This window comes from Lachnospira multipara LB2003, assembly GCF_000702205.1.
Taxonomy (GTDB): Bacteria; Bacillota; Clostridia; order Lachnospirales; family Lachnospiraceae; genus Lachnospira; species Lachnospira multipara_A.
On sequence record NZ_JNKW01000012.1, the window covers coordinates 25,677 to 49,741 of the forward strand.

Genomic DNA, 24,065 nt, shown 5'->3' on the forward strand with positions numbered 1-24,065 from the left:
TCCAAAACACTTATTTCGTAAAGAAATATATAAATTAATGTGTTGCCTGATCATACATTTCCTGTAATTCTGGAATTGTAAAATTATAATGTGAATTACAGAAATGGCAATTAACTTCAATTGGCTTGCCTTCATCAATCATCTTCTGGATTTCTTCCTTGCCAACACTAATTACAGCTTTACTTACTCTTTCTTTAGAGCAGTTACATTTAAATCCTGTCTCTATTGTATCAAGAATCTCTAAGTCCATATCACCTAAGATATGCTCAAGGATCTGCTCTGGTGTCATACCTTCTTCAAGCATATATGTAATTGACTTAATTGATTTAATTCTTTCTTCAAGCTTATCAATAAATTCTTCTGTAGCATTAGGCATTAACTGAATAATAAAACCGCCAGCTTCTCTTACTGTATTATCATGATTCATTAATACACCTAAGCCAACTGATGATGGAACCTGCTCACTTGTAGCAAAATAGTATGTTAAATCCTCAGCAATTTCACTTGTTATAAGAATAGTATCACCAACGTATGGTTCTCTAAGTCCAATATCCTTAATTACAGAAATAACACCAATACCAACTGCTCCTGCAACATCAATCTTACCATTTTTTAAAGGCAACATTACTTGTGGATTAGCCACTGTACCCTTAACTTCACCCTTAGCATTAGCTGTTACTGTCATTGCTCCAATTGGGCCATTTCCCTTAATTTGAATAGTAACAACATCACTATCATTTTTCATCATTGTACCCATCATAGCGCCACCTGTAAGTAATCTACCAAGGGCAATAGTTCCAATAGGACTCATGTTATGACGAGTTCTTGCCTCTTCAACTGTATTCTTACTTGTAATAGCAAATGCTCTAACCTGTCCATTTGCTGCAGTTGCTCTAACAATATAATCTTTCATATCTATTTTCCTTTCATCTAGTTATTTTCCTAAAACAAAATAAACTCTTTCAGAATTGATTTCCGGCTTATTATCTGTAAAAGCATCATAAACTGCTAAGATCTTAAGTCCTGCATTCTTAGCTGCCATCTCAACCTCTTCTAATTCAAAACCATGCTGAAAGTGTTGTTCTTCATATCTATTAAAACTTCCGTCTTCATTCATAACAAAAACGGCAAGATCATATTCATTATTTCTTTCTTCTTCGTTATAATAATTATCCCAAATAAAAGCAGATTCATCACGATTCTCTGCATATGTATTATCAGCTAGTATGTCTCTAAAAAAGTGAATAGTCTTTAAATCAAATACAAAAACCCCACCATCCTTTAGATTGTCAAATACACAGCTAAAAACCGATTCTAAATCACTAACTGTGGTAATATAGTTCATTGAATCACCAATACTTGTGAAAGCATCTACTTTATATGGTAACTCGAATTCTCGCATATCCTGACATGAATAAAAAATTTCCTGATTTGTTTCTAAAACCTTCTCAGATGCAATAGCTAACATATCTTCAGACATATCAATTCCTACAATATCATAGCCTTCCTTATCAAGCATTCTTGTAACAGTTCCTGTTCCACATCCCAAATCAACTACGCTGTGGCCTTTTTTTATACCATTAGCCTTTAGTAGTTCTATCATATATTGTCCCCATTCATCGTATGGGATATTATCCATGTATTCATCATACACGTATGCAAATGCAGTATATGCGTTCATTTTTACTCCTTTATAGAAAAAGGGAAATAGATACAAGATCAATTTCCCTCATAAATTTATCAAACCTTTTGGTCTATTATAGTCTGTTGGTATTATCTACCACAGCACTGCTTATACTTCTTACCGCTTCCGCATGGACATGGATCATTACGTCCAATTTTCTTACCTTCTCTTACATATGTACCAGAAGCCTTCTGCTTCTTGTAAAGGTCTTTTCTAACTTCTTCTGAAAGTAAATTATCCCATTCAGGAAGTTCATATAACCAGCTAGCCTTGCAACCTACCATGTTGTAATAAAGCTTCTCTCTATCATATTCAAGAGATACTTCTGTATCTTCTTCCATTGTTTCAATTGAATTTGGTGTAACTAATGAATCGTTAATACCATCTAAGAAACCTGTCATAAGTAAAACTTCAACACCAAACTTAGCAGCTAAATCCTTAACAGTTCCCTTAACTACCACATCAGGATTTCCAAGGATTTCCTTGTAAATTCTCTGTTCTTCTGTAAAATAAGCATTCCAGAAATTTTCAGCAGCCTGAGGATCTGCTTCTGTGTTGTATGCAAGATTTCTCCATGTTTCTAAAAGTGCCATGTTTAATACCTCTCTTTAAAATTATTAATCACATATTTTATTTTTAGGTAATCCAGGGACACCTCTCCAAACTACACTAAAAAAATCATCACTATGGAATTATAACATAGAATATTTTAAAAGCAAGCCATAAAAAAGAGGTAAAAAAAAGCATTACACTTATATTTTTACCTCTAAATCTTGTTAAATAATTGAATTGTAATTAGATCCAGTAATATGTGTATATCCTCCATCCTTTGAGTACATGCCTTGACTTGCAAGTTTAGCAAGAGCATTTACTGAATCATTATTAATCCTAGATGTGCTTGATTGAATCTGACTAGCAATAGAACCATCTGCTCCAAATACCGATTTTAAAACTCCAATATCCGCTTTATCAAGTACATCCTTATCAATTTCAATTGTATTATCACTTTTTACATTAATACCAGCCATGGATAAAACCTTGGCATTTATCTTCGTCTGATTAACCATATTAGCTGCTGTTCTAAGAGTTGTTGCACTTTCAGAATCTCCAGTTGATTTAATCAAGTCATTATAGTCATTTGCAAATTTAGAAACGGCTTTATAAATAGCATCTCTATCATAATCTGTGCTTTCTTTACCATCCTTGTCAACTACCGTTTTCTTTTCCCACATCTTTTGGTTTGCAAGTTCCTTTACATCTTTTATTACACTAGCTGATGCATCCTTAATCTTAGTTGTGTTCACCTTTTGAGTGGAAGTTTTAATATCATTTGAATTAGTTGTTTTTCCTTCCTCTGTGGCCTCTGTAGAATTCTCCTGATAATAGTTATTAAGCAGTTTCTTATATGAGCCGCTCTTAATAGAGCTTAGCGTGTTAAAATCCAGATTATAAATACCTGAATTTCCGCTATTAGACTGTGTTGGTGAAAACAAGCTAGCTATATTATTAATTCCTGACATCTTAACACCTCCTTGTATTAATACGTCTGGTTATCCTATTGTTACTAATACTATTATACCATATCTATACAAAATATCAATCATAAGTACTATTTTTCTATATCTTCGTTCTTAGATTTTCCTCTTAAAAATCTATAAGCAAGCATCATTGCATAGGCTACAACTGGCAATACTATATCTGTATATATAAGTCCTCTAAAAAGCGTGTTAGTCACTGGAGTATCTATAAACGAGATAACTAAAGTAGACAAAATTAACACTCCCCACAAAATCACAATAGTTAATGCCAATACTCTTTTTATTTTTCCATTTTTCATAATAGTTAATAAAGCATCCTTTCTCTACAAAATCTAACTTTTACAAGTATACACAATAAACTATTGCATAAGCAATGAAAAGATTATAATATTATGATAAACAGGACGTGTAACTTCATATAAAGACTTGCTAGATATCATATTTTATAGGTATATTGCCCTAAAAATCCTTGACTATAGTAATTGCTTATAGTATTTTATCTTAGCAAGTGAAAACCACTAGTTTTCGCTTCTACAAGCCGCCTAGCTATTTAACAGTTTATTAGCATGTTAAATAAGGCATTTTTGAAAAATTGTAAGAAATGAGGGTTCGCATATGGATCAATTAATGGAAATTTTATCAGAATACAACTCTGAAATTGACTTTGAGACTTATGAAGCTTTAGTAGACGACGAAATATTATTATATGATGATTTAGAAAGCTTAGCTAAGGAACTTAATGACGAATACGACATTAACATTACTCCTAATGATATTGTTCCTGAAAACTTCAATTCAGCAGAGTTAATCTGGGAATTAATTCAACGTTTATCAGAATAATCTTTATTCTAACATTAATAAAAAAGAAAGCAGGCAATGCCTGCTTTCTTTTTTATTGTTATAATTTTTAAAAGTGTCTGTCTTATCTTAATAATTATTTTCTCTTATAATTAGATACTCTATGGATAATTTCATGTCTTCCTGGACCGTTTGAAACCATTGTAATAGGAGCCTCAATTTCCTCTTCAATAGCTTCAATATAATCACGACATTCCTTTGGAAGATCTTCATACTTAGTAATTCCTCTAATTTCGCTCTTCCAACCCTTAAACTTCTTAAATACTGGTTTTGCATTTTCAAGCTGTGAAGTTGTAGGGAAGTCCTTAGTTACCTTTCCATCAATTTCATATCCTACACACATAGGAATTTCGTCTAAGTAACCCAAAACATCAATTACTGTAAGAGCAACTTCAGTTGTTCCCTGCATTCTTACACCGTAACGAGTTGCTACTGCATCAAACCAACCCATTCTTCTTGGACGACCTGTTGTAGCACCAAATTCGCCGCCATCACCACCACGGACTCTTAATTCCTGTGCTTCATCACCAAAAATTTCAGAAACAAATGCGCCTGCACCAACTGATGATGAATATGCTTTTACTACTGTTACAACATCCTTAATTTCTGCTGCTGGAATTCCTGCACCAATTGCGCCAAATGCAGCTAATGTTGAACTTGAAGTTACCATTGGATAAATACCGTGATCTGGGTCCTTTAATGATCCTAATTGACCCTCTAATAGAATCTTCTTGCCTTCCTTTAGGGCATTGTGAAGATATGCAGATGTATCACAAACATAAGGAGCAATCATCTCCTTATATTCCATAAGAGTATTAAAAATTTCTTCTTCCTTAAGAAGTGGAGCATGATATAAATGCTCTAACATAACATTTTTAAGAGTACATACGTTGGCGATCTTCTCCTTTAAAGCCTTCTCATCGCCAAATAATTCGCTAACCTGGAATCCAATCTTAGCATACTTATCTGAATAGAATGGAGCAATACCTGACTTTGTAGAACCAAAGGATTTACCTGCAAGTCTTGCCTCTTCATATGTATCAAAATCAACGTGATAAGGCATCATAATCTGTGCTCTATCAGATACCAAAATTTTAGGCATAGGTACATTTCTATCTGTTAAACTCTTTAATTCATTAATTAAATATGGAATATTTAGAGCAACTCCATTACCTATAATGCTTGTAGTATGATTGTAAAAAACACCAGATGGGAGTAGATGTAATGCAAATTTACCATAATCATTGATAATTGTGTGTCCTGCGTTACTTCCTCCCTGGAATCTTACGATAATATCAGATTCCTCAGCGAGCATATCAGTAATCTTACCCTTACCTTCGTCGCCCCAGTTAGCACCAACAATAGCCTTTACCATAGTTACTTCCTCCGTCCCGTTTTACGGGTATATTATATTATAGATTCATTTATTTAAATATAAATGAAACCGATATAGTCTTGTTTTTTTAACAAGACCACACCGGTTTATAATATCAAAACCTTGACAAATATGCAAGAAATAACGCGTAAAAACCACTTTTAAATTGAATGCTTAAATAAAGCTATTGAGGGGAATTGGACCCCCGACCTCTTCATTACCAATGAAGTGCTCTGCCACTGAGCTACAATAGCGAATCATAAAAAATCATAACATATTTAAGTTAATTTAGCAACTAAACTCTTCTTGTTTTTTAAGATTCATGTCCGATTTTTTCATAACTCAAATTCATAAATTTATAAATCTATTAATCTATTACATTTTTATTTTTCTTTTAATTCTAGTTAATGCATTATCTATAGACTTTGGGCTTTTTCCTAGAATCTTAGCAATCTGCTTATAATCATTTCCTGCAATATTAAGATTAAAAACCTCAACTTCAAGGTCACTTAATTTATTAAGAGCGTCAGTTCTTAAACTCTCCACTTCCTCTTTACTAAAATAGGCATATTCAGGATTGTAAAAATCATCAGCTTTTAAATTATCACCTATGGTTGTCTCCTCATCTTCATCCCCATTAATTGGAGAATCAAGGCTAACATAAGTATTAAGCGGCTTATTTTTTTGTCTATTAGAAGCTGTAATTGCATTAAGAATCTGGCGTTCAATACATATGTTAGCAAATGTGGTAAACTTAATATTTTTATCAGGGTCAAAATCTCTAACTGCATTAACTAGTCCAATCATTCCTTCCTGTATTAAGTCTTCCACATCTCCACCCGCTAAAAAGAGAGTGTTTGCCTTATAGGTAACTGCATCCTTATATCTTTCATATAGGACGCTTGCGGCTGCCTGATTATTATTGTTTCTATATTCTTCTACTAAAGCTTCATCAGTCAATGATGTCAATTTATCCATCTTTATCCTCTACTATAAAAAGATTATGCCATTCTCTGTCTTACAATTTCATAAGCTAATACACCTGCTGCAACTGAAGCATTAAGGGAATCAATATCACCCTTCATTGGAATTGATGCTATAAAATCACATTTTTCCTTAACAAGTCTGCTTACTCCATTACCTTCATTTCCTATTACTAAGCCAATTGGTCCCTTTAAATCAAGATTATACATAGTCTCTCCGCCCATATCAGCACAAACAAACCATAAACCTTCTTTTTTTAGTTCTTCAATTGTCTTAGAAATATTAGTTACCTTAGCTACTGGTGTGTAATTAATAGCCCCTGCTGATGTCTTAGCTACTGTTGCAGTTAAACCTACTGCTCTTCTTTTTGGAATAATTACACCGTGTGCACCTGCCTGATTTGCAGTTCTAATAATTGCACCAAGGTTATGTGGATCTTCAATTTCATCTAAGATAAAAATAAATGGATCCTCACCTTTGTCTCTTGCGTTAGCTAATATATCTTCTACACTTGCATAATCATATGCTGCACCAATGGCTACTACGCCCTGGTGACGATTTGTACCTGATAATCTATCAAGTCTTTCCTTATCAACAAAATTAATAATGCAATCTGTCTTCTTAGCTTCTCTAATAATAGTCTTAATTGGACCATCGCTTGATCCATCTAAAATAAATAATTTATCTATAGTCTTACCTGATCTAAAGGCCTCTAAAACCGCATTACGACCTTCAAATGTTAATTCCTTATATCTCATTTGTCCTCCTATTGGTTGGCTTTCTTGTCTTCATCTCATCTAATTCAAGTCCGATTTTTACAAGTTCAACCAATCTATCAAATTGATTTGTTAAATACAAATATCCTACTAAAGCCTCAAAACCAGTTGCTCTTCTATAATCTGTAATTGACGCATTCTTAGCCGAAGTATATGACTTAGCATTACGTCCTCTTTTATATATTGCCTCTTCATCTTCAGTAAGCAAAGCTTCTAGTCCACCTATCATGATGGACTGTGCCTCTGCCTTTACTAGTGACGATGCTTGTTTATTCATCTTATTTACCTGAGTATTACCCTCTGATACAATCATAGTCTTAATGATTAAATCATAGGCGCAATCTCCAATATAAGCTAATACAAGAGGAGATAATTGTCTTGGATTAGTCTCCTTTAAATTTAAGCCCTCAATTATAGACTTTGTAAAACTTAAGCTCTCTTCCATCTTACACCTTCTCTTGTATCTTCAAGAACAATGCCCTTTGATAACAATTCATCTCTAATCTCATCAGCTCTTGCAAAATTTTTAGCTTTTCTTGCTTCCTGACGTTCCTTAATAAGATTTTCAATATCTGCATCAAGTAATTCTTCTGACTTAACTACCTTAAGACCTAAAATATCTGAAAGAGTAACGATTGATTCTCTTAATTCCTTGATAAATTCCTTACTTGAGTTAGCATTTGCATTAGAATTAGCAAGCTTAACCATATCAAAAATTGCAGAAATAGCATCTGCTGTATTAAAGTCATCATCCATAGAAGCTTCAAACTTATCCTTGCAAGTCTTAACTTCTGCAAGCACCTTAGTTTCTTCTTCTGTAAGAGCTTCGTTTGTTACTACATTTGCCAATTCATCAAGATTAGAAACTGCTGTCATAATTCTATCTAAACCATTCTTTGCTGATTCCATAAGTTCACGGCTAAAATTAATTGGATTACGATAGTGGGCGCTAAGCATAAAGAATCTAAGCACACCTAAATCGTAATGTTCGGCTATATCTCTTACTGTAAAGAAGTTGCCTTCTGACTTTGACATCTTCTTGTTATTAATATTAAGGAAAGCATTATGCATCCAGTATCTTGAGAATTCTACACCATTGCAACATTCAGACTGTGCAATTTCATTCTCATGATGAGGGAATATTAAATCCTCACCACCTGCATGAATATCAATTGTATCGCCAAGATACTTCTTAGCCATAACTGAGCATTCAATATGCCAGCCTGGTCTTCCCTGTGACCACTCAGCTTCCCAATATGGTTCCCCATCTTTTTTAGGTTTCCATAATACGAAATCAAGTGGATCTTCCTTTTCATCAGCACCTGAAACCTTTAATGCATGAGCCTCATCTCTATGTCCTGCCTCTAAATCATCGATATTCTTCTTAGATAATTTACCATACTGATCAAAAGAACGTGTCTTGAAATAAACTGTTCCATTCTTAGCATAAGCATGACCCTTCTTAATAAGTGTTCCAATCATATCTAACATGCCTGGAATTTCCTTAGTAGCTAAAGGATGTGTTGTAGCTGGCTTAATATTCATGCCCTCCATATCCTTCTTACACTCAGCAATATATCTTTGACTAATTACATCAGCAGTTGTACCTTCTTCGTTAGCCTTCTTAATAATCTTGTCGTCTACATCTGTAAAATTTGATACATAATTTACTTCGTAGCCCTTATATTCAAAATATCTTCTTACTGTATCAAACACTATCATTGGTCTAGCATTACCAATGTGAATTAAGTTATAAACTGTAGGTCCGCAGACATACATTCTAACCTTTCCTTCTTCAATTGGAACAAACTCTTCTTTTTTTCTTGTTAATGTATTGTAAATCTTCATTTTATTACCTTCCTAAAAAACTCTCTAGTTTATAATCATATGATCTCTATTTTCTGCCACCTGTTTTTCAAGTTTAGCCAATCTCTTTAGTATACGTTCATTCTCGTCCTTTAGTTTACAGAATTCTGCTGCCACTGGATCTGGTAATGTAACCTGATCAAGATTTTCAATCATGCGCTTGCAATCCTGAACAACAACCTTACCTGGTATACCAACAACTGTACTGTCATCAGGTACATTTTTTACAACTACAGAGCCTGCGCCAATCTTACAATTATTGCCTATAGTTATATTACCTAAAACCTTAGCTCCAGCACCAACCATAATATTATTGCCTAGTGTTGGATGTCTTTTACCATGCTCCTTACCTGTACCACCTAAGGTAACTCCCTGATACAAAGTAACATTATCGCCAATAATTGCTGTTTCACCAATAACAACACCATGACCATGATCTATAAAGAAACCTTCCCCAATAACCGCACCTGGATGAATCTCTATTCCTGTCTTTCTTGCAGCTCTTTGAGATATTTTTCTTGCTCTATAAAAATGGCCTTTTTCATATAACTTGTGAGCTTTTCTATAATAATAAATCGCCCAAAAACTTGGATATAATAAAACTTCAAGGTTGCTTCTTATAGCCGGATCCTTCTTTTTTATTATTTCAGTTTCTTGCTTAATATATTTAATAAAATTCATAATAATCATTCCATTCCATTTATAACTAATCTAATTAGATTCTCTACGTGGACAAGAGCCACAACCACCACAGCTACTACAGTTTGTCATATCTGATTCGCCATAAATATAATTATCAACGGATGAAATAGATGCTATGGCCTGTGAAGAAATGCCCTCTCCACTGCCTGTAAAACCTAAGCCTTCTTCTGTTGTTGCCTTTACATTAACTCTATCAACAGAAATATTTAATACCTTAGCAATATTCTCTCTCATTGTGTCAATGTATGGTCTCATCTTAGGCTTTTGTGCAATAATTGTTGCATCAACATTTTCTATGATAAAATTCTTCTCATCTACCATACGAGCGGCTTCACTTAATAGCTTTAAACTATCAGCGCCCTCATATCTTGGATCTGTATCAGGAAAATGCTTTCCGATATCTCCAAGCGCTGCTGCACCAAGAATTGCATCTGTTATTGCATGAAGAAGCACATCAGCATCTGAATGGCCAAGTAAACCCTTATCATATGGAATTTCTACACCGCCAATTATAAGCTTTCTACCTTCAACTAACTTGTGTACATCATATCCCATTCCAACTCTCATTAGTACTTCCTCCTTTATCTAAAAATATCTATTGCAATAATTCCTTATTATAGTTTAGAGTATGTCAAAAAACATCTCTAACCTTATAAGTAAAACATATTTTTCTAAACTTATCAAGACATAAGAAATGCAAGGAGTGTTAATTATTTATAAAGCAGGTAAAGCTACGTAAAAATAAAAGTATGCAACAAAAAAGCAGGTCTTTCGACCTGCTAAATCTAGTAGCGAGAGAGGGATTTGAACCCACGACACCACGGGTATGAACCGTGTGCTCTAGCCAACTGAGCTATCTCGCCATATTAAATTGATAAGCTTTCGTATTGAGTGGGGCCTACAGGGCTCGAACCTGTGACCCTCTGCTTGTAAGGCAGATGCTCTCCCAGCTGAGCTAAGACCCCAAGCTTATCGACTCAAGTGTTAAGCACTTGCGACTTGCTTAGTATATAACAAATCACTCTTTTGTGTCAAGCATTTTTTGAATTTTTTTCGAAAAAAGTCAGTATTTATCAATACTTTAGTATATATAGTGCCTTTTTATTTCTATCTTTTCCTTAGCCTCATGTTCTATCTCTTTCCCATCAGCTAACTTTAAAGTTCCCTTAAAATCAGGAATTATCTCGGCTGTGTATGCATTTTCCTTCCAAGAAATATTAACAGTATAAGCGCCCCTAGCCCTAAGTCCGTAAACCTTACCCTCTTTCCATGCCTTTGGAAGTGCTGGCAAAATGTTTATAAAGCCTTCATGACTTTGTAGTAGCATTTCTGAAATTCCCGCAATACTGCCAAAATTTCCATCAATCTGAAATGGTGGATGATTGTCTAAAAGGTTTGTAAGCGTGGATTTTTCAAGAAGAGCAACAATATTTTCCCAAGCCTTATCACCATCAAGAAGTCTTGCCCACATGCAGATTATCCAAGCCCTACTCCAACCTGTGTAACCACCACCATTGGCAAGTCTTCGCTCTAGGGTATTTCTTGCAGCCGTAAAAATTTCCGACTTATCTGGCATTGTCTGACCTGCCTTATCTAGCTTTACTTGGGTTTGAGCTGCTTTTGATTTTATCTGGCTTCCAGGGTATAGAGCAAAGAGGTGGGAAATATGTCTATGACCTAAATCTATCTCCTCATAATCTCTTATCCACTCTTTAATAAGTCCATTTTCTACAACTATTGGATGAAGCTTTTCCACAAAATCCTGATATTTTTTAGTTTCTTTCCCCAAAGCTTTCTCACATATACACAAATCTTTCATTAACTCATATGTAATCTGAGCATCCATAGCAGCACAATTGGTTAGGGTTCCCTTTTTCTTATCCTTTGTTAAATACTTATTTTCCGGGGAAACTGAAGGACTAACATAATAAAAACCATCCTTATTTTTCTGCATCGTTTCCATAAGGAATTTCGCTGCCTCTTCCATAATGACCACATTTTCTCTTAAAAAATCAAGATCCTTAGTGAAGAAATAATGCTCGGCAATATGTAGACTTAACCAAGCCGCTCCCATCTGCCAGTAGGTAGACGCACCATAAGTGTCTTGTGGCGCACAATCTCCCCATAGGTCTGTATTATGATGTGCCACAAAACCATCAGCATTATACATTTCCTTAGCCACTTCTTTTCCCTTCGGAAGCATCCTAAATAAATGATCAAAAAGAGGCTTGTGTAAATCAGATAAATTAAGGCTTTCTGCCGGCCAATAATTCATCTGGGTATTAATATTTATGGTAAATTTACTATCCCATGCAGGTAAAAAATCCTTATTCCATATTCCCTGCAAATTAGCTGGCAAACTGCCCTCTCTTGAAGAACTAAGAAGTAAGTATCTGCCAAATGTAAAATAAGTATTTATTAGGCCTAAATCATCCTTTTTTTCCACAAATCTTTTTAAACGTAAATTAGTAGGCATATATTCTAATTCATCTTTAGAAGTTGTATCGCTCTTTAATTCTAAATAACAACGCTTCATATATTGGTTAAAATCAGACATATGCTCTTTCTTTAAGATTTCATAATCCACCTTGCTAGCCTTATCAACCCATTCTAGAGCCTTAGCCTTTGGATCTTCATATCTATAACTTGTGGCTGCTGCTAAATAAAGCTTAAATTTTCCACCTGCTTTAATTAAAGAATTTCTTGCACAAACTTCCTCTCCAAGCACTCTACAAACTGCCACATAACTAACTCCACCATCTCCTGTTTGACCAGATAAGACAATAGTGTTATTGTCGATTTTTTCCAATTTGCTTAAATATCTATCCCTGCGCATTAAGATTCTAGAAGGCTCACCCTCAAAATCCATAACCAGCACTCGACTAGGATTAGATATGAAAATTTCTCGTTTATATTTACGATTATCATGTCCATTATATTCAACTTTCATAATTCCATAATCAAGATCTAGTTCTCTTTTATAGTTATGATTTTCTATCTCTAACTTGGACATATCCTTATCATTAAGCCAGCGCATTCCATGCAAGCTCTGCAATTCGTAAGAGCTTTCTTGCTGAATTAATAAGTCACATAAGGGTTCGTAATGACACTGGGAATCTGGACAAGCTGCAAAGGTTTCATCTGCAAGTATCTGCGCCTCATCTAGTTTGTCCTCTTCTAATAATTCTCTAATTTTAGGAATAGATTCCCTAGCATCAGGATTTACACGATTCTTAAATCCTCCATACCATAAGCTATCCTCGTTTAAACTTAAACGTTCAATCCCTGTTCCCCCAAAAACCATAGCCCCTAAAAAACCATTTCCTAAAGGTAATGCCTCATTCCAATTTTTCGCTGCTTCCTCATAAAATAAAGATTTCATCTTATCTTTCCCCCCAATAAGAATCTTGTAAGAATCTCGTTAAATAAAGTATATAGTTAAATCTTAAATAGTATGTGGGATAAATGCAAGCAAAAAAAGAGGCGATTTCTCGCCTCTTTAAAGATGTGCTTTGCAAAGCAAATCCAGCTATACCTTGTAAGCTGCAAGCAGCTTACGGGCGCTTGCCCCCGCATAGCGGGGCCCAACGTAAATCTTCACTGGTTTTTCGTACCTTGTATCGTGCTTTGCACGATACGGGCGCTGGCTTTGCGTAGCAAATCCAGCTACACTAAACATTAATCTCTGCTGTCATGCCAAGTAAATCTTTATTAGCTTCAAGGATTGGATTGATTACTTCTTCTAGATATTCATCAACCTGTTCTCTTGAACGACCTACGTAGTTGATAGGTTCCATCTTAGCCTGAAGTTCTTCCATTGTTACATGGAATGATGGGTCTGCAGCAATAAGTTCAAGAAGGTTGTTATCAAGGCCTTCTTCCTTAACTCTTCTACCTGCGATCATTGATAATTCTCTGATCTTCTCATGCATAACCTGTCTGTCTTCACCAGCCTTAACAGCATCCATCATGATGTTTTCTGTAGCCATGAATGGTAATTCTGCCATAAAATGACGAAGAATAACCTTATCATAAACCTTAAGGCCATCTGTAACATTAAGAAGTAAGTCAAGAATACCATCAACAGCTAAGAAGCCTTCTGGTACTGATAATCTCTTATTAGCTGAATCATCAAGAGTTCTTTCAAACCACTGTGTTGATGAAACAATTGCTGGATTAAGAGCATCAGCAATAACGAAATCTGCTAATGAAGCAATTCTTTCACTTCTCATTGGATTTCTCTTATAAGCCATAGCTGATGAACCAATCTGACTCTTTTCAAATGGTTCTTCAACTTCCTTTAAATGCTGTAATAATCTAATATCATTAGACATCTTATGAGCTGAAGCTGCAATACCTGCAAGAACGTTAAGAACTCTTGTATCAACCTTACGAGAGTAAGTCTGACCAGATACTGGAACACAAGCATCAAATCCCATCTTAGCAGCAATCTTCTTATCAATCATACGAATCTTATCATGATCACCATTGAATAATTCTAGGAAAGAAGCCTGTGTACCTGTTGTACCCTTACAACCAAGTAACTTCATTGTTGAAAGAACGTAATCTAAATCCTCAAGATCCATTACAAATTCATTCATCCATAAAGTAGCTCTCTTACCTACTGTTGTTGGCTGTGCTGGCTGAAAATGTGTAAATGCAAGTGTTGGCTGTGCCTTATATTCCTTTGCGAATTTAGCTAATTCAGAAATGACATTAATAAGCTTTTTTCTAACAAGCTTTAAGCCTTCTGTCATGATGATAACATCTGTATTATCACCTACGTAACAAGATGTAGCGCCTAAGTGAATGATGCCCTTAGCCTTTGGACATTGTAAACCGTAAGCATAAACATGCGACATAACATCATGTCTAACTTCCTTTTCACGCTTTCTAGCATCTTCGTAGTTGATATCATCCTTATGAGCCTTTAATTCTTCAATCTGCTCATCAGTAATATCAAGACCAAGTTCTTTCTCAGTTTCAGCAAGAGCAATCCATAACTTTCTCCAAGTCTTAAACTTCATATCTGGAGAAAAAATGTACTGCATCTCCTTACTAGCATATCTTTGTGCAAGTGGTGTCTGATAAACGTCATTCATTGTTTAAATCCGCCTTCCCTTAATAAACTTTTTAAACTTTGCCACTTATTAGCAGCTTTTTTCCTTATAATTAACCCATTTCTCCTCTAATATCAATCTTAGGAGGATCAATTGGATAATTACCTGTAAAGCAAGCATCGCAAATATCTTCTCTACCGCCAATCATTTCTGAAAGTCGTGTAACATCAAGATATCCAAGCGAATCTGCTCCAATCATCTTACATATTTCATCAACTGAATGACCAGAAGCAATAAGCTGGTCTTCTGATGGAATATCTGTTCCAAAATAGCATGGATGCAAGAATGCAGGTGAACTAATACGTACATGTACTTCCTTAGCTCCCGCAGCCTTAAGTAAACTAACAATTCTTGCAGATGTTGTACCACGAACGATGGAATCATCAATCATTACAACTCTCTTACCATTTACAGCTTCCTTTAAAACATTAAGTTTAACCTTAACAGAAGATTCTCTCTCGCCCTGCTTAGGCTTAATAAATGTTCTACCAACATAGTTGTTTTTAATAAAAGCGTTACCATATGGAATTCCTGATTCCATTGAATAACCAAGAGCTGCAGGATTTCCTGATTCAGGAACACCAACAACTAAATCAGCTTCTACAGGATGTGTCTGAGCAAGAATTTTTCCTGCAATAATTCTTGATTCGTAAACGCCCATACCATCGATTTTACTGTCTGGTCTAGCAAAATAAATATATTCAAAAATACATCTTGCATGTTTTTCCTGACATAATGTCTTATCACTAAAAATACCTTCTGGTGTAATAGTAACAACTTCGCCAGGTTCCACATCTCTTACAAACTCAGCTCCAACAGTATCTAGAGCGCAAGTTTCAGAAGATAAGAAATAAGTGTTGTCTCTCTTACCGATACATAAAGGTTTAAAACCAAATGGATCTCTAGCACCAATAAGTTTTTTAGGACTCATAACTACTAAGGAATAAGCTCCCTTAATTCTTCTCATGGCATTTCTTACTGATAATTCAACAGTTGGTGCGTATAATCTTTCTCTTGCTATTAAATATGCTATAACTTCTGAATCAATAGTTGTTTGAAAAATCGCGCCAGTGTACGATAGTTCTTCTCTTAACTCAACAGCATTAAGAAGGTTTCCGTTGTGAGCCATACCAAGTGTACCCTTAACATAGTTAATTACAAGAGGTTGAGCATTTTCACGTACTGAACTTCCTGCTGTTGAATAACGTACATGTCCTACGCCAATATCGCCCTTTAATTTTGAAAGATTTTCACTATTAAAAACTTCATTAACAAGGCCCATGTCTTTATAGCATTTTACACCCTTAGGTCCATTAGTGTCCCCAACTGCAATACCAGCACTTTCCTGGCCTCTATGCTGAAGTGCAAAAAGGCCGTAGTAAATTGTGGATGATACATCTCTGCCATCGATGTCATATGCGCCAAAAACGCCACATTCATCATGAATTACGTCCCCATCACAATCATCATTACGATTAAGGAGAAACTCATTCATTTTGCAGCTATCACCACATTTTTTACAATCGTTTTTACAAAAACCCATATTTCCTCCATTCATAGTGGATTACTTAGAAAATTCCTTACCTGTAAGCATAAGGTAAGCTTCCTTATATTTATCTACTGTCTTAGTGATTACATCTTCTGGAAGAAGGTAGTCACTATCTGGATTTGCCTTTAACCAATCTCTTACAAACTGCTTATCAAATGATGGCTGACTCTTACCAGCTTCATAGCCTTCTACTGGCCAGAATCTAGAGCTATCTGGTGTAAGCATTTCATCACCAATTACAACTTCGCCATTTTCATCTAAACCAAATTCAAACTTAGTATCAGCAATAATAATGTCCTTTGTTAATGCATATTCTGCGCACTTTTTATAAATTGCAATTGTAGCGTCTTTAATTTTTGTTGCATATTCGTTTCCATGACCCGGGAATTTTTTTTCAAGAACTTCGATGCTCTTTTCAAAAGAGATATTTTCATCATGATCACCAATTTCTGCCTTTGTAGAAGGAGTATAAATTGGTTCTGGTAATTTTTCAGATTCTTTAAGACCTTCTGGTAATTTAATACCACAAACTGTTCCATTTTCCTTATAGCTAGCCCATCCGCTACCTGTAATATATCCTCTTACAATACATTCAATAGGAAGCATTGTTAACTTCTTAACCTTCATGCTTCGTCCCTTGTAATCTTCATTTTGGAATTGTTCTGGCATATCAGAAACATCTGTAGAAATCATATGATTATTAATAACGTCTTTAGTAAAATCAAACCAGAACTTAGACATTTGAGTAAGGATAGCACCCTTATCTGTAACCTTATTCTTTAAAATATGATCGAACGCTGAGATTCTATCAGTCGCCGCTATGATTAGCGAATCTCCATTATCATAAACTTCTCTGACTTTTCCTTCGTAGAGTAACTTTAACTTCTCCATTAATGTGCCCATCCTTTTCTTTTATTAAATTTTTAGTAACTTTTGTTACTGTCGCACCCTTTACGGGATTTAAAAATTAATAAACAATTACTTAAGCCGAATAATTGCTTACTAACAAGGTTTATAGGTTTAAACCTTTCGTGGCGCAAATCTCACTCATTATATCAAGTAAACTTACAGCACACGACAAAAATTATATAACAGCCTATGTTTAAAATCAATAGATATTTCTCATGGAATATACGAGAAAATTCACATTTTATGCGGGTTTGTGAGCGTTTTTGCTTGGGCTTGCAAAATTTTAGTCAAAATAGTATCATAAAATCAAGATAACTAGTTTCGTGTAACTCTAATTTAAAAAAACAACAAATATTGGAGGATATAATATGAACGATGGAATCGAAAAAAGAAGACATAGGCGTGTAGAAGCTGACTTAAAACTTGTTGTATCAACACTTTTTAAGCAGAACAACGTTAAAATTCAAAATGTAGACTCACCAATTCGCGTTATTAACATTTCAAAAAGCGGTATCGGTTTTGAATCTCAAAGCGTTTTCCCTATTGGTTTTTATTTCAATGCTGCCCTAAGACTTGGTGCTGAAGACAGCGTACTTTATTGCGTTGTTAAAATCATTAGATGTCAGCAATTAGAAAATTCTGATTATTATTCTTATGGTTGTGAATTTGTTGGTATGTCTTCGATTCTTGATTACATCTTTGAAGACTATGAAGATGAGATTGATGCCAAGACTAAATAAATTAATAAAAGACATGGATAACACTATTATTTATAGTAATTATCCATGTCTGTTTTTTTATTTAGAATAAATTCAAATTAGTTATTAAGTAATTCCTTAAGTAATTTTGTAACCATACCTGGGTTAGCCTTTCCTTGCATTGCCTTCATAGTCTGACCAACTAAGAAACCAATAGCCTTTTCCTTACCACCCTTGTAATCAGCTACTGACTGAGGGTTGTTTGCAATTACCTGCTCAACTGTTGCACGAAGTGCTCCCTCATCGTTAACCTGCTTAAGTCCGTGTTCCTTAACGTAATCGTCTGGATCAACCTCACCATCAAAGATAGCCTCAAAGACTTCCTTAGCAGCATTACTATTAATTTCGTTCTTATCTGTAAGTTCGATAATTCTAGCAAGTGCCTCTGGCTTAAACTTAATATCTACAGAGTCTAACTGACGTTCCTTTAAGATACGCATTGTTTCTGCGATTAACCAGTTAGAAACCTTCTTAGGATTGTTGCAAATAGCAACTGTAGCCTCAAAGATATCAGCTAACTTCTTAGAATCAGTAATCTGTTCAATATCGTAATCTGGAAGGCCAAATTCTTCCTTGTATCTTAACATCTTAGCATCCTTAAATTCTGGCTGTTTAGCCTTAATTTCATCCAAGAATTCTTCTGTGATATGAATTGGAACAAGGTCTGGATCTGGGAAGTATCTGTAATCCTGTGCATCCTCTTTAGAACGCATAGCATATGAATATTCCTTATCATCATTCCAACGTCTTGTTTCCTGAGTTACTCCTTCTCCTGACTCAATTAAGTCAATCTGACGAGCGCGCTCATTTTCAATAGCTCTTTCAATAGCAGAGAATGAATTTAAGTTCTTCATCTCAGTTCTTGTACCAAATTCAGTTGCTCCCTTTTCACGTACTGAAAGGTTAACATCGGCTCTCATAGAACCTTCCTGAAGCTTACAATCTGAAGCACCAAGATACTGAATTGTGTTACGAAGCTTTGTAAGATATGCAACAACTTCCTTAGCTGAACGCATATCAGGTTCTGATACGATTTCAATAAGAGGTACACCAGATCTGTTGTAATCAACAAATGATACATCCTCCCATTCATCATGAATAAGCTTACCAGCATCCTCTTCCATATGGATTTCATGGATTCTGATTTCCTTAGTAGAACCATCTTCTAATTTAATGTCCACATGACCATTTCTACAGATTGGTAAATATAACTGAGAAATCTGGTAATTCTGTGGATTATCAGGGTAGAAATAATTTTTTCTATCAAATTTACAATCTCTTGTAATATCACAATTAGTAGCAAGACCAACTGCTGTTGCGTATTCAACTACCTTCTTGTTTAAAACAGGAAGGGAACCTGGCATACCTGTACAAACTGGACAAGTATGTGTATTAGGAGCTCCACCAAATTCAGTAGAACAACCACAGAAAATCTTAGTTTTAGTTGCAAGCTCAACGTGAACTTCCAAACCAATGACTGTCTCGTATTCTTTCATTTATACACCCTTCCTTTCTAAAATTTTATTTCGCCTCTTGCGCATTCATAAGCGTAAGCAGCACGAATAATATTGTCTTCTCTGTAGCAATCACCAATTAACTGTAAACCAATTGGAAGACCGTTGCTTGCCTTACCACATGGAAGTGAAATACCAGGAAGAGAAGCTAAGTTTACTGAAATTGTATAAATATCAGATAAATACATTTTAATAGGATCTGCAAGAGATGAACCAAGCTTTGGTGCTGTTGTTGGAGCAACAGGTCCAAGGATTACATCGTATTTTGCAAATGCTTCATCAAAAGCCTTCTTAATAAGAGCCTTAACTCTTAAAGCCTTTAAGTAGTAAGCGTCATAGTAACCTGAGCTAAGTACGAAAGAACCAAGCATGATTCTTCTCTTAACTTCTGGTCCAAAACCTTCAGAACGAGTCTTTTTATACATGTTATGAAGTCCATCGTATTCTGCTGCTCTATGACCATACTTAACACCATCGAATCTCTCTAAGTTAGATGATGCTTCTGCAGCAGCAATTGTATAGTAAGTAGGAATTGCGTAGTCTACAAGGCTTAAATCAAACTCTTCAACAATAGCACCCTTTTCTTCTAATACCTTAGCTGCCTTAAGAACTGCTTCTTTAACCTCTGGATCAAGACCTTCTCCAAAATAATCTCTTGGAATACCAATCTTCATACCCTTAACATCATCAACTAAGCTGTCTGCAAAGTTGTATTTTTCACGACCAATAGATGTTGAGTCCTTATCATCCTTGCCTGCAATAGCATCAAGAATTAAGGCACAGTCTGTAACATCCTTAGTTAAAGGGCCAATCTGATCAAGAGATGAACCGTAAGCAATAAGACCATATCTAGATACTGTTCCGTATGTTGGCTTTAAACCAACTACACCACAGTAACCAGCTGGCTGTCTAATTGATCCACCTGTATCTGAACCAAGAGCTGCAAAAGCCTCATTAGCAGCTACAGCAGCAGCAGAACCACCTGATGAACCACCAGGTACATGTTCTGTATTTCTAGGATTCTTAGTAGCACCATAGAATGAAGTTTCTGTTGTAGAACCCATAGCAAACTCATCCATGTTAGTCTTACCAATAACTACAGCTCCAGCTTCTTCAAGCTTAATTACAGCTTCAGAAGAAAAAGTAGGAACAAAATTTGATAAAATCTTAGATGAACATGTTGTAAGCATATCCTTAGTACACATGTTATCCTTAATAGCAACAGGAACACCAGCTAAAGGACCTGTAAGCTTACCAGACTTAATGTCTTCATCTGCCTTTTTAGCCTTAGCTAGGGCAGCTTCTTTATCTACTGTAACATACGCATTAATCTCAGATTCAGAACTTTCAATCTGCTTAAGAACAGCTTCCATAGCTTCAACAGCTGTAGTTTCACCAGACTTAATAGCAGCTGAGAGTTCATGCGCTGTTAAATTAAGTAAATCCATAATCTTCCTTTCTTGAAACAATGTTTGTTATGCTTGCGTGCGAAACGGTGGGCGCCTGCGTCGTCTCTATTCCTTCTTAAAAAACACGCTTTCGCTTGCTGTAGCTCGTAGCGCTAGTAAATTTTCTTTATCGCTTACGCTCTAAGAAAATAACTAGCGACGGCTACAGGACAGTTTTTACAAAGGATAGAGACCTCTACAGGCCACATCCCCGAGACTTCACGCATCCCTTAACAAAAAACTTTCAAACAAGTAAAAACTATAGGTAGATTGGGAAACAAAACCATGATGTGATGTTTTTACCATTTAAATTAGAGTTTCTTCAACCCTAGTTTTTATCTTGCTTTCAAACTTCTCGTTTCACTTTATATTTTATGATTCAACAGTCTTAGGAACTATAAATCCTGACTCATTATGTTCTGGAGCGTTCTTTAGAGTTGCCTCGCTACCATCACCATTAGTTACAACATCTTCTCTCATTACATTGTTAACTGGGAATACATGCGACATAGGCTCAATACCAGTAGTATCAAGTTCACCAAGCTTATCAATGTAATCAAGCATATCTGCCATATCCTTCTTAGCAGCTTCCTTCTCTTCATCAGAAAGCTCAAGCTTAGCTAAGATACCAACGTAATCAATAGTCTCATCACTAATAACATTAGCCATAAAAAAGTTCCTCCTTTCAAAATCTAAACTCACACAGGCAACCGCGAAGCCAGTTGCCGTCATATTCACACCTTCACTTCTTCACCATACAGGCAAACAGCGAAGCGTTTTTGCCATCATCCAAACTCACGCAGGCAACCGCGAAGCCAGTTGCCGTCATACTCGCGCCTTCACTTCTTCACCATACAGGCAAACAGCGAAGCGCTTTTGGCGTCATCCAAACTCACGTAGGCAACCGCGAAGCCAGTTGCCGTCATACTCACACCTTCACTTCTTTCACCACACAGGCAAACAGCGAAGCGCTTTTGCCGTCACACTAGCACCCTCACGCAGCTGGGGATTAGCGGAGTGGCGGGGTTTTGAGCAAATGAAGTAGTCTTTCTAAAAGACAATTCTAACCGCGTCGCTAGTTAGAATTTTCAAGCCTGAAAAGCGAAGAAAAATCTTATCTAGCGCTACGTGGTTAGCTTAGCGTGAGCGTGTCTTTTAAAAGACTGACTTCATTTGCTCCCCTCCCGTTTGCCTCTTTTAATCTCTAACCTTAATATGTACCTCACGTAACTGCTGCTCTGTTACTTCATTAGGAGCACCGCACATTAGATCCTGAGCTGTACCACTCATTGGGAATGCAATAACTTCACGGATATTTTCTTCATTACGAAGTAACATAAGCATTCTATCAACACCAGGTGCCATACCAGCGTGTGGAGGTGCACCAAACTGGAATGCATTATAAAGAGCACCAAACTTAGCCTTTAATACTTCTTCATCATAGCCAGCAATTTCAAATGCCTTAACCATAATTTCCATATCGTGGTTACGTACAGCACCTGAAGATAATTCAATACCGTTACAAACGATATCGTACTGGTAAGCTAAGATATCAAGTGGATCCATAGTCTTAAGAGCTTCTAAGCCGCCCTGTGGCATAGAGAATGGGTTATGTGTAAATCCAATCTTCTTAGTCTCTGGATCTCTTTCAAACATAGGGAAGTCGTTAACGTAGCAGAATCTATAAGCGTTTTTCTCGATTAAGTCTAACTTCTCACCTAATTCATTTCTAATCTGACCTGCAAAGAATGCAGCCTTTTCTTCCTTATCAGCCATAAAGAAGATTGTATCGCCAGCTTCAAGACCAGCAAGTGTAAGGAATTCCTTCTTTAATTCATCTGGGATGAACTTATCGATAGGTCCCTTGTATGATAAATCTTCCTTAACTTCTAAGTAACCAAGACCGCCCATACCAATGCTTGTAGCGAACTTAAGTAACTTTTCATGGAAGCCCTTAGACATATCTGCATGAACCTTAATAGCTCTTACAGTCTTACCAATAAATGGCTTAAATGTACACTTCTGGAAGAAGTCTGTTACATCAATAATTCTAAGAGGGTTTCTTAAATCTGGCTTATCTGAACCAAATTCAAGCATAGCCTGCTTATAGCTAATTACAGGATATGGAGCCTGTGTTACTGTATATCCTTCTGGAGCAAATTTTTCAAATGTTGCTGATAATACTTCTTCACCAACTCTAAATACATCTTCCTGAGTAGCAAAACTCATTTCGAAGTCTAACTGATAGAATTCTCCTGGTGAACGGTCAGCTCTTGCATCTTCATCACGGAAACATGGAGCAATCTGGAAATACTTATCAATACCAGATACCATAAGTAACTGCTTATACTGCTGTGGAGCCTGTGGTAATGCATAGAACTTACCCTTATATTTTCTTGAAGGAACAATATAATCTCTAGCACCTTCTGGTGATGAAGCACAAAGGATAGGTGTCTGAATTTCAACAAAGCCCATCTCTGTCATCTTAGAACGAAGGAATGAAATAACCTTTGATCTAAATAAAATATTGTCCTTAACCTTCTCATTACGAAGATCTAAATATCTATACTTAAGTCTTACATCTTCTCTAACTTCTTTTGAAGTCATAACTTCAAATGGAAGCTGCTGATATACCTTACCTAAAAGTGTAATCTTCTTAGCTTCAAGTTCGATTGTACCTGTAGGGAGCTTTGGATTGTATGTTTCCTCATCTCTCTTCTCCATAATACCTTCAATAGAGATACATTCTTCCTTATGGATTCCCTCTAAAAGAGTTGTATCTCTAAGTACAACCTGAAGTACACCATACATATCTCTTAAATCGATGAACGAAACTCCACCGTGGTCACGGATGTTCTCAACCCATCCTGAAACCTTTAATTCTTTGCCAATGTCTGATTCACTAACCTGTGAGAGGTTAACGTCTCTGTAAATGTTACTCATAAGTACTCCTTTCATAAAAACAAATAGTAATTATAATCTTC

The 24,065-nt window shown here is 35.8% G+C and carries 22 protein-coding genes and 3 tRNA genes; 2 read left to right on the forward strand and 23 right to left on the reverse strand.

Translation table 11 applies throughout. The annotated features are described in order from the left end of the window. Positions 1 to 34: 34 nt before the first annotated feature. The 5 genes from hslO to T537_RS0108120 form a co-directional block, all read right to left on the reverse strand. Positions 35 to 913: an Hsp33 family molecular chaperone HslO gene (hslO, locus tag T537_RS0108100; RefSeq protein WP_027438368.1), complete on the reverse strand. Its 879-nt coding sequence runs from the start codon at positions 911 to 913 to the stop codon at positions 35 to 37. A 21-nt stretch (positions 914 to 934) separates the two neighbouring features. Beyond that, positions 935 to 1,681, reverse strand: a complete 747-nt coding sequence (locus T537_RS0108105; RefSeq protein WP_027438367.1) for a class I SAM-dependent DNA methyltransferase — start codon at positions 1,679 to 1,681, stop codon at positions 935 to 937. A gap of 92 nt (positions 1,682 to 1,773) precedes the next feature. Continuing rightward, positions 1,774 to 2,277 carry an SEC-C metal-binding domain-containing protein gene (locus tag T537_RS0108110; protein WP_027438366.1) on the reverse strand — a complete coding sequence of 168 codons (504 nt, stop codon included), beginning with the start codon at positions 2,275 to 2,277 and terminating at the stop codon, positions 1,774 to 1,776. A gap of 183 nt (positions 2,278 to 2,460) precedes the next feature. Beyond that, a complete protein-coding gene (locus T537_RS0108115; RefSeq protein ID WP_027438365.1) occupies positions 2,461 to 3,204 on the reverse strand; it encodes a hypothetical protein in 744 nt (247 codons plus the stop codon). Positions 3,205 to 3,293: 89 nt separating this feature from the next. After that, positions 3,294 to 3,521 carry a hypothetical protein gene (locus T537_RS0108120; RefSeq protein ID WP_027438364.1) on the reverse strand — a complete coding sequence of 76 codons (228 nt, stop codon included), beginning with the start codon at positions 3,519 to 3,521 and terminating at the stop codon, positions 3,294 to 3,296. Between the two features lie 316 nt (positions 3,522 to 3,837). Here T537_RS0108120 and T537_RS0108125 point away from each other — a divergent pair, with 316 nt between their 5' ends. After that, the gene (locus T537_RS0108125) at positions 3,838 to 4,062 is read left to right on the forward strand and encodes a hypothetical protein (protein WP_027438363.1); all 225 of its coding nucleotides are present in this window, start codon (positions 3,838 to 3,840) and stop codon (positions 4,060 to 4,062) included. A 94-nt stretch (positions 4,063 to 4,156) separates the two neighbouring features. On the opposite strand, the gene T537_RS0108130 is transcribed toward T537_RS0108125, so the two are convergent. The 14 genes from T537_RS0108130 to T537_RS0108200 all read right to left on the reverse strand — a co-directional run bounded on the left by T537_RS0108130 (position 4,157) and on the right by T537_RS0108200 (position 17,355). Next, complete coding sequence (locus T537_RS0108130) at positions 4,157 to 5,455, reverse strand: adenylosuccinate synthase (protein ID WP_027438362.1); 1,299 nt, start codon at positions 5,453 to 5,455, stop codon at positions 4,157 to 4,159. Positions 5,456 to 5,637: 182 nt separating this feature from the next. Beyond that, positions 5,638 to 5,709 (reverse strand) — tRNA-Thr (locus T537_RS0108135). A gap of 121 nt (positions 5,710 to 5,830) precedes the next feature. After that, positions 5,831 to 6,433 (reverse strand): sigma-70 family RNA polymerase sigma factor, encoded by a 603-nt coding sequence (locus T537_RS0108140; protein ID WP_031557147.1) that lies wholly within the window; start codon positions 6,431 to 6,433, stop codon positions 5,831 to 5,833. Positions 6,434 to 6,456: 23 nt separating this feature from the next. Continuing rightward, a complete protein-coding gene (gene rlmB, locus T537_RS0108145; RefSeq protein WP_027438360.1) occupies positions 6,457 to 7,197 on the reverse strand; it encodes a 23S rRNA (guanosine(2251)-2'-O)-methyltransferase RlmB in 741 nt (246 codons plus the stop codon). Next, complete coding sequence (locus T537_RS0108150) at positions 7,187 to 7,660, reverse strand: Mini-ribonuclease 3 (protein WP_031557150.1); 474 nt, start codon at positions 7,658 to 7,660, stop codon at positions 7,187 to 7,189. Before T537_RS0108150 ends, rlmB begins: the two co-directional genes overlap by 11 nt. After that, positions 7,645 to 9,063, reverse strand: coding sequence for a cysteine--tRNA ligase (gene cysS / locus T537_RS0108155; RefSeq protein WP_031557152.1), 1,419 nt, complete (start codon positions 9,061 to 9,063; stop codon positions 7,645 to 7,647). The genes T537_RS0108150 and cysS overlap by 16 nt, the downstream gene beginning before the upstream one ends. Before the next feature lie 24 nt (positions 9,064 to 9,087). Continuing rightward, on the reverse strand, positions 9,088 to 9,762 hold the full coding sequence (cysE, locus tag T537_RS0108160; protein WP_027438357.1) for a serine O-acetyltransferase: 675 nt from the start codon (positions 9,760 to 9,762) through the stop codon (positions 9,088 to 9,090). Positions 9,763 to 9,792: 30 nt separating this feature from the next. Beyond that, positions 9,793 to 10,350, reverse strand: coding sequence for a 2-C-methyl-D-erythritol 2,4-cyclodiphosphate synthase (gene ispF, locus T537_RS0108165; RefSeq protein ID WP_031557154.1), 558 nt, complete (start codon positions 10,348 to 10,350; stop codon positions 9,793 to 9,795). Between the two features lie 222 nt (positions 10,351 to 10,572). Further along, positions 10,573 to 10,646, reverse strand: a tRNA-Met gene (locus T537_RS0108170). Positions 10,647 to 10,675: 29 nt separating this feature from the next. Further along, positions 10,676 to 10,748 (reverse strand) — tRNA-Val (locus tag T537_RS0108175). Between the two features lie 116 nt (positions 10,749 to 10,864). Then, positions 10,865 to 13,165, reverse strand: coding sequence for a glycoside hydrolase family 95 protein (locus tag T537_RS0108180; RefSeq protein WP_051637193.1), 2,301 nt, complete (start codon positions 13,163 to 13,165; stop codon positions 10,865 to 10,867). 289 nt (positions 13,166 to 13,454) lie between these two features. Next, the gene (gene purB, locus T537_RS0108190) at positions 13,455 to 14,885 is read right to left on the reverse strand and encodes an adenylosuccinate lyase (protein ID WP_031557160.1); all 1,431 of its coding nucleotides are present in this window, start codon (positions 14,883 to 14,885) and stop codon (positions 13,455 to 13,457) included. Between the two features lie 70 nt (positions 14,886 to 14,955). Beyond that, the gene (purF, locus tag T537_RS0108195) at positions 14,956 to 16,398 is read right to left on the reverse strand and encodes an amidophosphoribosyltransferase (protein ID WP_031557162.1); all 1,443 of its coding nucleotides are present in this window, start codon (positions 16,396 to 16,398) and stop codon (positions 14,956 to 14,958) included. Between the two features lie 69 nt (positions 16,399 to 16,467). Further along, entirely contained in the window at positions 16,468 to 17,355 is an 888-nt protein-coding gene (locus T537_RS0108200; RefSeq protein ID WP_031557164.1) for a phosphoribosylaminoimidazolesuccinocarboxamide synthase, read from the reverse strand. A 374-nt stretch (positions 17,356 to 17,729) separates the two neighbouring features. On the opposite strand from T537_RS0108200, the gene T537_RS0108205 reads away from it, so the two are divergent. Then, positions 17,730 to 18,101, forward strand: a complete 372-nt coding sequence (locus tag T537_RS0108205; protein ID WP_031557165.1) for a PilZ domain-containing protein — start codon at positions 17,730 to 17,732, stop codon at positions 18,099 to 18,101. A 77-nt stretch (positions 18,102 to 18,178) separates the two neighbouring features. On the opposite strand, the gene gatB is transcribed toward T537_RS0108205, so the two are convergent. The 4 genes from gatB to aspS form a co-directional block, all read right to left on the reverse strand. Further along, on the reverse strand, positions 18,179 to 19,615 hold the full coding sequence (gene gatB / locus T537_RS0108210) for an Asp-tRNA(Asn)/Glu-tRNA(Gln) amidotransferase subunit GatB (protein WP_031557167.1): 1,437 nt from the start codon (positions 19,613 to 19,615) through the stop codon (positions 18,179 to 18,181). Between the two features lie 17 nt (positions 19,616 to 19,632). After that, on the reverse strand, positions 19,633 to 21,081 hold the full coding sequence (gene gatA, locus T537_RS0108215; protein ID WP_031557168.1) for an Asp-tRNA(Asn)/Glu-tRNA(Gln) amidotransferase subunit GatA: 1,449 nt from the start codon (positions 21,079 to 21,081) through the stop codon (positions 19,633 to 19,635). A 372-nt stretch (positions 21,082 to 21,453) separates the two neighbouring features. Further along, positions 21,454 to 21,750: an Asp-tRNA(Asn)/Glu-tRNA(Gln) amidotransferase subunit GatC gene (gene gatC, locus T537_RS0108220; protein ID WP_027438349.1), complete on the reverse strand. Its 297-nt coding sequence runs from the start codon at positions 21,748 to 21,750 to the stop codon at positions 21,454 to 21,456. A gap of 528 nt (positions 21,751 to 22,278) precedes the next feature. Beyond that, complete coding sequence (aspS, locus tag T537_RS0108225) at positions 22,279 to 24,024, reverse strand: aspartate--tRNA ligase (RefSeq protein ID WP_031557171.1); 1,746 nt, start codon at positions 24,022 to 24,024, stop codon at positions 22,279 to 22,281. Between the last annotated feature and the right edge of the window lie 41 nt (positions 24,025 to 24,065).